Source organism: Candidatus Profftia tarda (assembly GCF_904848675.1).
Taxonomy (GTDB): domain Bacteria; phylum Pseudomonadota; class Gammaproteobacteria; order Enterobacterales; family Enterobacteriaceae; genus Profftia; species Profftia tarda.
Genome location: NZ_LR890047.1, coordinates 560,242 through 575,115, shown reverse-complemented (window position 1 = coordinate 575,115; position 14,874 = coordinate 560,242). Strand labels below are relative to the sequence as shown.

The 14,874-nt window shown below is 33.7% G+C and carries 6 protein-coding genes; all 6 read right to left on the bottom strand.

Annotation, left to right across the window (positions count from 1 at the left end; translation table 11 throughout):
• Window positions 1–416: 416 nt before the first annotated feature.
• The 6 genes from rne to cysJ all read right to left on the bottom strand — a co-directional run bounded on the left by rne (window position 417) and on the right by cysJ (window position 13,640).
• Window positions 417–3,572 carry a ribonuclease E gene (gene rne / locus KTT71_RS01435; RefSeq protein WP_216782698.1) on the bottom strand — a complete coding sequence of 1,052 codons (3,156 nt, stop codon included), beginning with the start codon at window positions 3,570–3,572 and terminating at the stop codon, window positions 417–419.
• A 1,936-nt stretch (window positions 3,573–5,508) separates the two neighbouring features.
• Window positions 5,509–6,483 (bottom strand): ferrochelatase, encoded by a 975-nt coding sequence (gene hemH / locus KTT71_RS01430; protein ID WP_216782697.1) that lies wholly within the window; start codon window positions 6,481–6,483, stop codon window positions 5,509–5,511.
• Between the two features lie 923 nt (window positions 6,484–7,406).
• On the bottom strand, window positions 7,407–8,051 hold the full coding sequence (gene adk / locus KTT71_RS01425) for an adenylate kinase (protein WP_216782696.1): 645 nt from the start codon (window positions 8,049–8,051) through the stop codon (window positions 7,407–7,409).
• Window positions 8,052–9,016: 965 nt separating this feature from the next.
• The gene (locus tag KTT71_RS01420) at window positions 9,017–9,748 is read right to left on the bottom strand and encodes a phosphoadenylyl-sulfate reductase (protein WP_216782695.1); all 732 of its coding nucleotides are present in this window, start codon (window positions 9,746–9,748) and stop codon (window positions 9,017–9,019) included.
• 344 nt (window positions 9,749–10,092) lie between these two features.
• Window positions 10,093–11,838: an assimilatory sulfite reductase (NADPH) hemoprotein subunit gene (gene cysI / locus KTT71_RS01415; RefSeq protein WP_216782694.1), complete on the bottom strand. Its 1,746-nt coding sequence runs from the start codon at window positions 11,836–11,838 to the stop codon at window positions 10,093–10,095.
• The gene (cysJ, locus tag KTT71_RS01410; protein WP_216782693.1) at window positions 11,838–13,640 is read right to left on the bottom strand and encodes an NADPH-dependent assimilatory sulfite reductase flavoprotein subunit; all 1,803 of its coding nucleotides are present in this window, start codon (window positions 13,638–13,640) and stop codon (window positions 11,838–11,840) included. The genes cysI and cysJ overlap by 1 nt, the downstream gene beginning before the upstream one ends.
• Between the last annotated feature and the right edge of the window lie 1,234 nt (window positions 13,641–14,874).

The window sequence follows — 14,874 nt, the reverse complement described above, 5'->3', positions numbered from 1 at the left end:
GGACTCAGGTGTATCTATTTAAAAATTGATAAAAGTACTTTAATCTTTTTAAAATTTACAAATTTATTTGTAAGACGATAACCTCTTTAATATTAATAATAGCCTCACCAATAAAGTTTAATATTCTCCTTATTAAAGAATCAAAAGGCTTCATCAATAAATATTGTCATCTAAGTAAGATATAAATATTAAATATTACAAAGCTATTACAAAAAATTTAAATTTATCGTACTATTATTGTTACTAGTTCTAGATGTTAGTAAGTCCTAGGAAGATAAAGAACCATAAGCAACAAAGAAGACTCAACTTGATGATCATATGCATCTTATCTAATAAAATCAGTATCTTTTAAATAATAAATATTAATATAAAAATATTCTTCTTATTTTTAGCTATTTTATTGATTACTCCATGATTCACGGCTTGGTTGGCGGTGCTGTTGAGTGACTTGCCGCTGCGTGAGCACCAGCAGAATTTTTACTCAGCAAATCTAGATTAGGTCGCTTGCGATTACTCATAATTGAAACATAATTTTTATCCTGAGGTTCTGCTGGTACTTTAGTTATAGGTGCTGTTGCAACGTTCTGTGATTTAGCCTCAGTTAACATGAGAGACTTAATCCTATTAGTTTCGATAGTATCTTTGTCGATACCCAAAATATGCACTGTAGATTTTTTAAAAAATGCATCTTTAATGGGGATGATATCTGATTCGATATCTGCCATGTATGAAGAATCAACAACCTTCTCAACCATTTTTCTTCTAGCATCTTCTGTCACAAAACTATCGGATTCTGTAATAACATATTTCTTATGAGCTAATTCTTTAAAAGCTGCACTTTTAGTGACAGATGGTTTAATATTTTCTGGAGTTACTGTTACTACTTCGTTAACTTTTATAGATTCAGGCGTTACTGCTTTAATAGATGTTGATATAACATAATTAACGACCGATCGGATATTAGCTGGATGCGCCATGGAAGTTCTAGGTACAGCTTGATTCATAGTTGAAGGAACTATAGCTTTTTGTGCAAAACGAGAGATATTATTGTTTTTATGCAAGTGTTCCGTTAATACTTGTGTCTTAGCTATTCCAGACTTTGAATTCCTGACTGTTGGATAGGTGATCCAGATTTTACCGAATGCCATCTCAGGAGATGCTGCAGCGAACTCAAGTCGCATTGGCGACTGCAACGGATAACGATCATCACGGTATCGACGACGCCTTTGAGCACTAACACGCAGATGGCGCGGTGAGCGACGAGAACGACGAGGCATACCAATTCGATCTTGATTGCTATCAGAAGGTTTCCCATTCTCATCATGTCTCTGTCGTTGAGTGGACTCAGAAAGACCTAATTGAGGAGAGATAGCATTTTGAGATAGCGCTAAAAGTGAATCTTCATTCTTGGGTTTAACAGGCATTTTTAGAGTTAATTCACGTCTATTACTTAGAGTTGTATTATTCTTATCTTCTCTGTTCTTTTCTTCTGCTGTAGTCTCTAGAGCTGTATCTTGATTATTCGGTAATTTTACTTCCTGATTAACAAGCTGATGATCTTTACTGTAATCACCCTGATTCTCATTCTTAAGTGAGCCAGCAAATAGCGTTTGTATATCATGCTTTCGGGTAGCGGTATTATTTATTTTATGTTTAGTATCAGCAACTTGTTTTAAGTACCGAAGATTGCCAGATTGATCTTCAAAATTAATATCAGAATAGTTAGATATATCATAATTGGCATTTTTATTCTGACGGCAAGTCTTATCATAATAATCTTTATTATGATTTCTCATATCTTCTGTAGGACCTCTAGATTGGGTCACTGTTTTTTGCACTGCATCTAAAACTGAGAACATATTTTTTAGCGCAGAGAAAAGTCGTCTTACTAAACCAAACTCTACCGTGGGCTGAGCAATTACTTTGATAGCACTATCACTGGCAACTTTTAGAACTGGAGTTTCAACATCCATAGAAAAAGTACACCTTATAGGTTGTTCAGTGCGCTTTCGATCAATAATATTATCTTCGTCAGCAATCAGGCTCTCTGATTCGTGCAACTGGGGCAAAAGGTAACTTAGAGTGCTGGTCCCTTCACCATGTCTTATACGCACCACAGAGTAATGCGGTGTTTGCATCTGATCGTGAGGTACAACGATAACTTTTACGCCATCTTGACGTTTCTCAATAACACTAACAGACTCTCGCTTCTCATTTAATAGATAAGAGGCAACTGGAATTGGAACTATAGCATGTACTTCGTTGGTATTTTCTTTTAGCGCTTCCTCCTCAATAAGACGAAGAATAGAGAGAGACAAGGACTCATTATCGCGCACAGTACCAGTACCATTACAGCGAGGACAAATATGATGACTCGACTCACCTAGTGAGGGGCTGAGACGTTGACGAGACATTTCAAGCAAACCAAAACGGGAAATTCGACCTATCTGAATACGCGCACGATCCTGACGAACAGCATCACGTAGACGATTCTCAATTTCGCGTTGATGGCGTACAGTAGTCATATCAATGAAATCGATCACAATCAGACCGCCAAGATCGCGTAGACGCAGCTGACGAGCAATTTCATCAGCAGCTTCAAGATTAGTATTAAATGCTGTTTCCTTAATGTCGCCTCCGCGTGTTGCACGAGCAGAATTAATATCTATGGCTATTAAAGCTTCAGTAGAATCAATAACAATGGAACCACCGGAAGGCAGACGCACTTCACGTTGAAATGCAGACTCAATCTGAGATTCAATCTGGTAATGACTAAATAGTGGAATTTCACCAGCATATAGTTTGATTTTGCTACTAAAATCAGGACGCCCTAGAGCAGCAATATGTTTTTTTGCTAGATCAAGAATCTTGGGGTTATCAATCAATATTTCACCAATATCAGGCCGCAGATAATCGCGAAATGCGCGAACAATAACATTGCTTTCTTGATGAATCAAAAACGGCGCAGAACGTCCTTCGGCAGCTTTTTTAATAACATCCCAATGTTTGAGACGGAACGATAGATCCCATTGTAAAGCTTCAGCAGATTTACCAACTCCTGCCGTACGAACAATCAAACCCATCCCATCCGGTAGTTCAAGAGAAGCAAGGGCTTCTTTAAGTTCTAGACGGTCCTCACCTTCTATGCGACGAGAAATACCACCTGCGCGTGGGTTATTAGGCATCAATACTAAATAGCTGCCAGCTAAGCTAATAAATGTTGTTAATGCTGCACCTTTATTGCCGCGCTCTTCTTTATCAACCTGAACAATAACTTCCTGATATTCTCGCAAAACATCTTTTATGTTTGGGCGACCATAAGACGAGTAATTGCTAGGAAAGTACTCACGGGCAATTTCTTTGAGAGGGAGAAAACCATGTCTTTCAGCACCGTAATCTACAAAAGCAGCTTCCAAACTTGGCTCAATACGGGTTATTTTACCCTTGTAGATATTTGCTTTTTTCTGTTCGTGACCTAAACTCTCAATATCTAAATCATACAAACGCTGCCCGTCTACAAGGGCAACACGCAACTCTTCATGCTGAGTTGCGTTAATCAACATTCTTTTCATCTTAAACTTACTCATGTTTTGCATTGGCAACTAAGTTGCGGGCAAAGAACGTCCTGACCGAGAAGAAGACCGATGACCTTCACCAGTTTTATCGAAAAGTCGTCAATCTTATGGTTACCGCTTGCATTATAGACGCATATTTAAGTAATTTTATGTTTATTAATAAAAGATACGTCTTATTATAAATAATACTTTTATTAATAGATAACCATACACAATACAAGTATTCCTACTTTAATATTTTAGGTCAGACTGCTACCCACAAGCCTGCTAATCACTTGATTTTAAGAACATGTCTTACGCCATTACTGCATTTCTCTCTCATCAAGTAAACGTTAAATTTCGGCATTCTCTTTTGTTTTAATAAGAATAAACTAGAAATAATTTCATTATTTCACTGCAACCTCCTGTATAGCAAGAAGACTTTTCGAATGATCGAGAAGATTTTACTATATTGCGTAAACAGGTTTTCTAGTTATTTTTATGTTAGGTATATTAGGCGCAATTTTATCCTAAAAATTCTTTTGTCAAGAGGGCTATTAAAGAATATCTTTATGGTTCGTGTTCTATAAAATACCGTCTTAAACATTCTTAGATTCAGTGATATTTTGGCATATAATTATTTGATATCCTTTACTGAAGATCTTTCTGAAAATCCTTATCAAGTACTTTTCATATCTCTGACCCTAATATTATAAAATAATACAAATCAATACGTTGGACAAATAACTAAATTAGTTCTTTATGCTAACAGCATTCATTTTTTCGCTCTTTAGAATTTAAGCCACCGATATAGAGGTTATTACTTAATCTTGGCATATTAGACAAGCAATACCGCGTACTAGAGCTAATTAATATTGATTGTACAAAAAAGATATAAAAGAAAGATCAAAATAATAATTGCATCAAGGATCGGTTAAATCTTATTTTTTAATATTAGATCCCTAAATCACATTAAATAAATAGATAACTTAAAATAAAGATTCAGTAGCTCAATATAATTCTTCTAAATTATATTCTTTTCTATTGTGATTAAAACAATATTGGAGAACTAGTAGGCTCATTAATGAATTAATCACTCAAGATATTTTAGTATTTTCGTAACCAGAAAATAGACTAATAGGTAGGTAGCAGCATTGATGACTACTTTTATCCGTTACGTTGATGCGAGATAAACCATTAGTAAAATAAGACTGTAGCACAAGAAAGAAAAATATTACAAAGTTACCTAATGCTATTTATCAAGATTTATGCTTTTTCCCATGGAATAGTTATATCTCATGATGCTATATATAAGAAAAATTTTTCATCACATACTTGATTCACCATGATAGATGTATAATTATAGTACAAATGTGGTAATTATCCCAGTAGTAACAGGTAATGTATTTTTATACCTTAGGACTTAAATATATATCCAGTACATAAAACACTTAGTACTATGTGAAAATACCTGATCAATATATTTAATATCTTTTATGAGATCTATGCCAAAACATAGTGAAATCACTTTAAAATATTTAAGAGCTATCATAATAAAATAAAAGCATAATACATTATATTTTTAGGGATTATTGTTTTCATTAAAAAACTGGTAAATAATTTTTTCAATTAATTGATTATACAATATTAAATATTGCACCGATATCCATAGGAACCGGCTCCAATTGACTTAAAGATCCGCAACATCTTAATAGGCTATAGAGTATCTGAAGTATATAAAAATTTAGATAAATTATTTTATATAATATATTTTTAGAATGACGCTTGTATTAGTTTGAGAACAATATAGCAGAAATAAAAGCATTAAGACTGTAGTAATAAATAATACCCCAATAGATAAATCCTTAATACTGCTTTATTGACCTGAATTACAATGATTTGCTAAATCTTAACAGATCAGTAAAAGCTTATTCAATAATTGAGCAAATCAGTATTAGTCTAAATATCTTATTTGTTCAACAAGTAACTGATACAAGAGATCAATATGTAAAGTGTTATCATTTAGTGCAGGAATATATCTAAAACTTTTTCCTCCAGCTTTAATAAATAATTGTTTATTTAAAAATTTGATTTCTTCTAGGGTTTCTAAACAGTCAACAGAAAATCCAGGGCAAATAACTTGTAGATGCTTAACTCCTTTTCCTGGAAGCTGTGAAATTGTTTTATCTGTAAAAGGTGCTAGCCATTGCTTGTGTCCAAAACGAGACTGATAAGTCATCATGTAATGTTTTGGATGCAATCCTAACTGATCAACAACTGCCTGGACAGTAGCATTGCAACGCTCTGGGTAATCATCTCCCTGATCAGCATAACTCTGTGGAATGCCGTGGAAAGAGAAGATTAGCATATCTGGTTTTCCATACTGCACAAAACTGCTGCGAATAGTGGCAGATAATGCATCAATGTAAGCTGGATGTTCGGCATAGTCACGAATAAAAGTCAGCGATGGTATGCGTCTCATATTAGCGAAATGTCGGGCAACACTATCAAAAACAGAAGCATTAGTAGAGCAAGAATATTGTGGGTACAGAGGGAGCAGAATCATACGATCTACTCCAGCATAGGATAGCTTATTAATTGCGTGTTTTAATGCAGGTTGGCCATATCTCATACCCAACTCTATGGTAATATTTGGTAAGCGTTCTTTTAATAACGCATGCTGACGATAGCTATAAAACATCAATGGCGAACCATCTTTCGTCCAAATTGATTTATATCTTTTAGCGGCTCGTGGACAGCGGAGTGGTAAAATAATAAAATATAAAATTAGTTTCCAGATTGTACACTCAGAGTCCACTACTCTCTTATCTTTTAAAAACTCAGCTAAATAACGTTTAACTGCGACAGTTGTTGGAGCGTCCGGAGTTCCTAAATTCACTAATAGCACACCTATTTTTTCTTGCTTCATGCTAGGCCTAAGTATAATGATAAAACTAATGATAAAACTAATGATAAATCATAAATAGATCAATTAATTGATGATAACTGAGAATAATTCATATAATTATAGTATCTGAGGCCTATGTTGGGACATAGCTATCGCTATAGCGATAGCTTTAAAAAGTATTAGATATCTGCATAGATACTATTCAAATCATAATTTTTATTATTGAATGGTTAATCATAGCCCATGAGTTCTATATACTAAAGTCCTACTATAAGCAGCTTCATTGATAAAGTAAATAATCAGTGAATGGAAACTAATAACCAACAATTGTATTTTCTCTAAGCTAGTTAGCTCTTGTTCACATGGATAATTAGGAACGTCTTGAGAATCCATGATAGGTATCGCATAGGTCAAAGCACTATAAATATTTTATATTTGGGTAATGAATTGACGAATATTTTTTCTTTCAAATTAAATATAGTACAGTAATAACATTGTAGATAAACCTTATTATCTTAGTTCTAAGATATAGTTTATTTCATATTTAGTATTTATTTGTCAGCGATGATCTGTTGGTGATACAATACTACCATTTGGATATAAACAAGTATCAATAATCTTATCTAAGATCATAAATGACTGCTGTACGCAAATTACATCATTATTTATACTAAATATTTAACGGCCTAATCTCTTTCTAAAGGGAGTAATGCTGATGTCTACATTAGTTTAAAATATATATATGAAAATCCTTTATTAAGGTTTGATAAGACATTAAATATAATTTTATTATCTTTAATTATATTAGAGTATATTGCTTGTATAAGTATAAATCCCGGACTAGAACTTTTTCATCGCGAAAGTATCGTTTTAACTTGTATTATATAAGAAAAATTATTCAAGATAATATACTTATGTTATTGAAATAACATCAATTTTCTAACTTATCCTAAAACATTTTTAATGTGTGTATGCAAAACAGTAATAGATTGGGTGCCATCTAATTTTATATAATTAATGTTACCTTGGTTAGCTTCTCTTCCATAGTATTGGATTAGTGGTGCAGTCTGAATATTATATTCCAGTAGACGATTGCGCACTATTTCTTCTCGATCATCTTGACGAATGGTTAAAGCTTCACCAGTAACATCGTCCTTACCTTCTATTTGAGGTTTATTAAATTTAATATGGTAAACACGTCCAGAGCTATGATGAATACGACGGCCAAGCAAACGTTCAAGTAGTAGCTCCTCGGGCACATGTAGTTCCAATACTAAATCTATCTTAATACCTTCTGCTTTCATCGATTCCGCTTGATAAATGGTACGAGGAAACCCGTCTAGAAGAAACCCATGTTTACAATCTTCTTTCATAATACGTTCTTTAACAAGTGAAATTACTAAATCATCATTTAAGAGAATACCAGCGTCCATGCTTATCTTCTCTTCTTCCCTTAATTTGATGCTATCTTTGATTACTGAACGAAGCATATTACCCGTAGATATTTGAGGAATGTTGTACTGTTTCATGATAAACTGTGCTTGAGTACCTTTGCCAGCACCAGGAGGAGAAAGTAGAATAATACGCATTTGTGAATCCTCTAAAGTAATTTTATAAAATTCAAAAACACTAAAAACTATCGGTTTTACTCCTAACACACAGAACCTAAAATACTAAACCGTCAGATAAATAATAACGCTGATGTTATTCACTTCATCAAATATCTCTTAATTTGAGCGCTATCATAGATTTATGAGATCTATAATAATACGTATAATCGTCCATAATAGGAAGCTATAAGTATAATGATGATTTCTGTATTCTGTAACAATCTTATTAGGTCATAAATTCTGAGCATTAGTAAAGTATTGAAGCCTGATACTCTTAATATTTGTTGATTTAGATAACAGCAAGGGAGTATGAATACGGAAGATAATTCTTAGAAAACAATAGCTGAAAGTTATTTTGTTTCCAATTAGTCAATCTTACTAAGATTCTGCTGTACCATTTTATGGTTATGAGCATAGCATTTATTTAGTTAAATATTATCTAACCTTATTGTATTGTATAGTCAATTTAGTACGGATATATATCAGATATAATATCTATTTAGTGATATTCCATAAAAATCAAGTAGCACAGATAATATTATTTTTTGATATAATAGCCATACGGTGCCCCTATGATTACTACTATATTTATTGTTTAGTAAAATTTTGCTAATGTTTACAATTCATCTGTTTTAAATACTTGTAAATGGTTCGAAATAACTTAAGTAATAATTTGTTATATGATATATTTTAATGCTGTATATTTAGAAGATAACTAATAGGACATACTTGTAATAAAATTATTATTTTATATATTAGGATAATATATATGTAATCATCCATCTTTTACTAACATATTACCTAGAATTAAATGAGCTACACTAAAAATTAGAGAAGAGAAAAAGATTATATAATACATAAAATATATTCTAAGTATAAATAAACCAATCACCAATACTTCCTTAATATAGCCGAATACTCAAATACTTTAAGTAGTAGAAAAGCTATTCATGCAAGCCGCATTCACGTTTTAGCCCAAAAAATCTAGTGTCTTCCTCTGACATACCTGGTTCCCATTTACGAGTTGTATGAATATCACCTACTGAGAGATAACCCTTTCCCCATAAAGGATGATAGCTCAGACTATTTTTTTGTATATATTGATGTATTTTCTGATTGCTCCAATCTATTATCGGCATTATTTTGAATACGCCTCGATTAATCAATAATACAGGTAGATCTGATCGGCTACCTGATTGCTCGCGACGCAAGCCGGTAAACCATGTTTGAGCTTCCATTTCTTTGATTGCACGCTGCATTGGCTCAACTTTATTAATCTGGTTATAACGCTCGATGCCTTTCATACCTTGTTCCCAAAGTTTACCATGGCGCTCTTCCTGCCATGCAGGTGACTGTACTGCACGATAAACTTTTAGATTTAAAGTAAGTTTCTTAGTAAGAAAATCAATAAATTGATACGTTTCAGGAAATAGATAGCCGGTATCTATCAAGATTACTGGAATATCTGGTAGTTCGCATGTTACTAAATGTAGTAATACCGCCGCTTGAATTCCAAAACTAGAAGATATTATGAATACAGGAGATAAGTAATCTAATGCCCACTGCACGCGCCTAAGTGCAGTCATATTCTCGAGTTCTTTATTAATTTCAGCTAAAGACATCTCCTGATCAACTGTCGACAACAGTTTTAATGCATTCAAATTTAATTGAGACATAAACAAATTGCTCCGCATAAATATATGAGTATATGTTGCACTAAAATATATTCTCTATTAGCCATCAAAGTCAAAACAAGTACAAGAATAGGCTGGGCTGTATCCTTTTATAAGGAAGATAGTTGCTATATTTATATATAGTCTTGAGTAGGAAAACCAGAATGCAACCACATCGTTCTTATGGATTACTAGAGAAATGCGATAAGGTTATTCAAGTTTTCAGCAATACCTATACTCCTTGACTTTTCTGAATTATTTTTTATTGTTAATTTCTATACTGAATATTAATGTCTTAAAATAAAGAAATAATAATAAAATTATAGTTAATGCAGAAAATAATATTTTTAATCATAAAAATCTCTAGCTGGATCTAAAACTGCCCGAACAATTCCTGCTCTAATAGTAAAATCACCGAATTCTTCACCAGAATTGCGCTCTTTTGCCCAGCGACTGATCAGTTTATTAATCAAAACAAGAATTTCTTTACTACTGATATTTTCTCTATACATGCGTGGAATACGTGTCCCAACACGATTACCGCCCAAGTACATATTATAGCGATCAATCGCTTTTCCCAACAAACCAATTTCAGCTAACAAAGCACGTCCACAACCATTTGGGCATCCTGTTACGCGTATGATGATATAATCATCTCCTAAATTATAACGCTGCATGATTGCCTCGACATGCGTAAGAAATTCTGGCAGGAAACGCTCTGCTTCAGCCATTGCCAGTGGGCATGTTGGATACGATACACAGGCCATAGAATTTTTACGTAACTCGCTGATGTTATCATCCATCAGACCATAATCACGAGCGACACTCTCAATATAATCTTTATCTTGCTCAGAGACACCTGCCACAATCAAATTTTGATTAGCAGTTAAACGAAAATCACCGGTATGAATTTTAGCAATTTTATACATTCCAGTTTTAAGTCGACGATCTTTATAATCCAAAATTCTTCCATTTTCAATAAATAGTGTAAGATGCCATTTTTCATCGATTCCTTTGATCCAGCCAACACGATCGCCACGGCCGGTTAATTCATAAGCACGTACTGGCTCAAGAATTAATCCTGATCTTTTTTCGACTTCTTTTTTAAAGTTTTCAAGGCCTACACGTTCTAATGTATATTTAGTTTTAGCATTTTTACGATTAGCACGATTACCCCAATCACGCTGAATAGTCACCACAGCTTCAGCAACACATAACACATGCTCAACCGAAATAAATCCCAACTCAGTAGCAGTTCGCGGATAGGTTGACTTATCACCGTAAGAAACAGAAAGACCACCGCCAACCAATACATTAAAACCGATTAATTTTCCTTTTTTAGAAATTGCTATAAAATTTAGATCATTAGCATGCAGATCGACATCGTTCTGCGGAGGAATAACAACCGTGGTTTTAAACTTACGAGGTAAATAAGTCATACCTAAAATAGGCTCTTCTTCAGTGGTCTCCACTTTTATCTGATCTAGCCAAATTTCAGCATAAGCACGAGTTCTAGGGAGCAAGTGTTCAGAGAGTTTTTTAGCCCACTCGTAAGCTTCATGGTGCAGCTCAGATTCTACAGGATTTGAAGTGCATAGAACATTGCGATTCACATCATTCGCAGTAGCTATTGAGTCTAGTCCCAATTCATTAAGCAGCCGATGGGCTGATTTTAAGTTATTTTTAAGAATGCCATGAAATTGGAAGGTTTGACGATTTGTAATGCGAATACTACCATAGAGTGTTCTTTCTCCGGCAAACTTATCAATCCCCAGCCATTGTTCTGGTGTTATCACACCCCCTGGTAGACGGCAGCGCAACATCATAGCATATCGAGGCTCTAGCTTTTGTTCAGCACGTTCAGCACGTATATCACGATCATCCTGCTGGTACATACCATGAAAACGGATTAACGAAAAATTATCTCCATTAAAGCCGCCTGTCAGATCATCATTTAGATCCTCCGCAATTGTTCCGCGCAAAAAATTACTATCCTTCTTAAGGCGCTCAGCGTCTTCTAGGGGGTAGTCTACTACTAAAGGACCTGGGTGTTTACTGGTAAAGAAATACTCATCTTTAATATTTTTGCTCATTAATAAACATCTCGTTGATAGCGGCGCTCCAAGCGCAGCTTACTTAAAAATTCATCGGCTTGTTCAATATTCATGCCACCATGTTCAACAAATATCTCTAGTAACGCCACCTCAACATCTTTCGCCATACGATGAGCGTCTCCGCAAATATAGATATGTGCTCCCTGTGAGATCCAGCACCATAATTCACTTCCCTGTTCACGAATTTTGTCTTGAACATATATTTTATTTATTTGGTCACGAGACCAAGCTAAATCAATTCGAGATAGAATACCTTCTCTCATATAACGTTGCCATTCTACCTGATAGAGGAAATCTTCAGTAAAGTGAGGGTTACCGAAGAAGAGCCAATTCAGACCTACCGCTCCTTCTGCTGCACGTTGTTGGATAAAAGCACGGAACGGTGCAATTCCGGTACCAGGGCCAATCATGATTATAGGAGTTTTTGGGTTTAGAGGAAGGCGAAAATTATTATTACATTCAATGAAGACATCTAACGTTTCATCTTCTTGTAAACGATCAACCAGATAGCTAGATGCACCACCGGTGCGGACACGCCCATCAATATCATAGCGAACTAGGCCAACAGCTATATGAACTTCATTGCCTACCTCAGATTGAGAGGAAGATATGGAATATAAGCGAGGTGTAAGGGATCTTAATAACGATATCAAGTCATATGCATTTATATTAGCAGGAGCCTGCCTAATCATATCCGGTAGTGGTATTGTCTTTGCGTATTGTTGTAGATTCCTTTTATCTGCTAACAAATCAATAAGCTTTTTGTTGCGTGAGAGTTTTGCATATTTTTCTACTATCAAGCTAGAATTTTGTGTGATTTCAAATTTTTTTATCAACGATTCTCGCAATGTTATAGCATGATCATGAATCTTGACTTTTTCATTGCCAGTAAGAGATAATAATCCGATAATCTCTTCTACTAATTGAACATCGTTCCAGTACCATACCCCTAATGCATCACCAGGTTGATAACAGATTCCTGAGTCACCTAGATCGATTTCTAAATGATGTACGTTTTTATCAGAATAACGCCCAGTAATTTTTTGATTTAGTAAAAGAGTTGCAGCGAGAGGATATTCTTTGTTGTAAGATTTGTTAAGATCCTCCGACGCACTCATAAGAACTTCAGATGTTTCCTGCTTGGTTATGGCTTGTGAGAATTTTTTTTTAAGAACGATAATGATCTTTTTACGCCATTCTTCTTCTGTTGCTTGATAATCAACATCAGCATCGACACGTTCTAATAAACGCTCACCTCCTAAATCAGCTAAACGCTTATCAATATCTTTGCCAGTCTGACAAAATTTTTCATATGAAGTGTCACCCAAGCTAAATACCGCAAATGAAGTACCAGTTAGCTGTGGTGCTTTTTTTGAGAACAAATATTTATGCAGAGCCACAGTCTCTTCTGGGGGTTCACCCTGACCTTGAGTGGAAGTAATGCATAGTAATATTTTTTCATGTATGATTTTTTTGAACTGATAATCACCGGCATTAAACATTTTGATATTGAAACCTATAGCTGTCAGTTCTTTAAAAAGTTTTTCCGAGATACGTCTAGCATTGCCAGTTTGAGAGGATGAAATCAAAGTGATAGGAGTCGAGACAAAAGGTGTTGGAACAACGTTCATAACACCAGACTGCTGATAAAGCATGCCCCATAAATATCCGGAAAGCCAAGAAAGCTCGTTTGGTAAAAAATCAGCAATAGCCGATTGAATCTTGGCTAATTTCTCTGCCGTTACTGGCAACATTAAAGCAGGAGGAAGATTACTGGTCATTGCTAAGTTTTCCTTGAACAGTGATTCTCTTTTTATTTCAAGCAACCTTAAGCTTAGCTTTTAAACTTTAGGTAACACTACTATTCTATACTTCTAAGGTTACCTAGCTAGGTGATAACACTTAAAATTAATATCATAACAAATAAATATTTGTACTAGATAATAATTATTAAATAGATTACATTGTAGTTTATTTTTAATATCATGGTATGTTTTCTTAAAATAGTCTTCAGTTTATTATCTTTATAAGATGCAAAGATTATTAAATCTATATCCATGTCTCATTCTACACAGTAGAACTATCATGTAATGTAATATCAACCTGAAACCTAATAATACATTATACTTAGCGTAATAAGCTAAGTATTTATTAGATCATCTTACTATCTGACCTTGTTAATTCTTTTATATTATAGATTTTTATCTTTTTTCATTTTTAGAGAAATTTTGATCTAACAGTTGCTATCTTGGTATTATTATGAACTTCATTATGTCTAATTTTTGCGTGATGAAATGATGAGCCAAGTTTTATTTCTAATAAGAATAGCATAATAACAATGCAGATTATAAATATGATCAACAAATAAATATGTTCATCTAGCAACATAGATCTTCTATAATATCCTCTACATCAATAAGCATTATCAAGAATTAATCATAATATATAACTTTCGTATTCTACCTAATACACAATGTATTCCTGCAATATATAAAAACTAACTTTTAGAATATTTCAAGCAAAAATATTATAATAACCAATAGTTATTAATAACTATTATAAGAACTTTATTCTTAAGTATGCTCTTTATCTCTTCATAATATGGATAGCATGCTAATGCGGAACATGTATAAAATAAAGCAATAAAATATTTCAAGCGCTCAAGGCAAGCACTACAAAAAATCTTTTGCATTAGAAAATTCTTAAAGAAATTTAGCAACATATCTAAGCATATAAGATTGAGTCTGAGATACATACTACATATGATAAATAATCTCAGTTTTGACTAAGCACAAGATAACTGCAGATAGCATTGCTATTATAATATTTGTTATAATAGTGTATCAAGTTAGTGATTTATTTGTTGTATGAAGAATAAATTTGAAAAGATATAATAATATTTTGTATAATTTTTAAAGATTTAAATTTAGTCAGTATGGGTTCTGACCGAATGATTAAAACTAGTAATTAAGCATAAGAGATGTTATAAGCATTTTTCTTAGAAAACACTTGATC

Coding starts and splice junctions, on each gene's coding strand:
- adk (WP_216782696.1), bottom strand. CDS start 8,051: ATGCGTATTATTCTACTTTCTCCTCCTGGTGCTGGCAAAGGTACTCAA.
- cysI (WP_216782694.1), bottom strand. CDS start 11,838: ATGAGCAAAAATATTAAAGATGAGTATTTCTTTACCAGTAAACACCCA.
- cysJ (WP_216782693.1), bottom strand. CDS start 13,640: ATGACCAGTAATCTTCCTCCTGCTTTAATGTTGCCAGTAACGGCAGAG.
- hemH (WP_216782697.1), bottom strand. CDS start 6,483: ATGAAGCAAGAAAAAATAGGTGTGCTATTAGTGAATTTAGGAACTCCG.
- rne (WP_216782698.1), bottom strand. CDS start 3,572: ATGAAAAGAATGTTGATTAACGCAACTCAGCATGAAGAGTTGCGTGTT.
- KTT71_RS01420 (WP_216782695.1), bottom strand. CDS start 9,748: ATGTCTCAATTAAATTTGAATGCATTAAAACTGTTGTCGACAGTTGAT.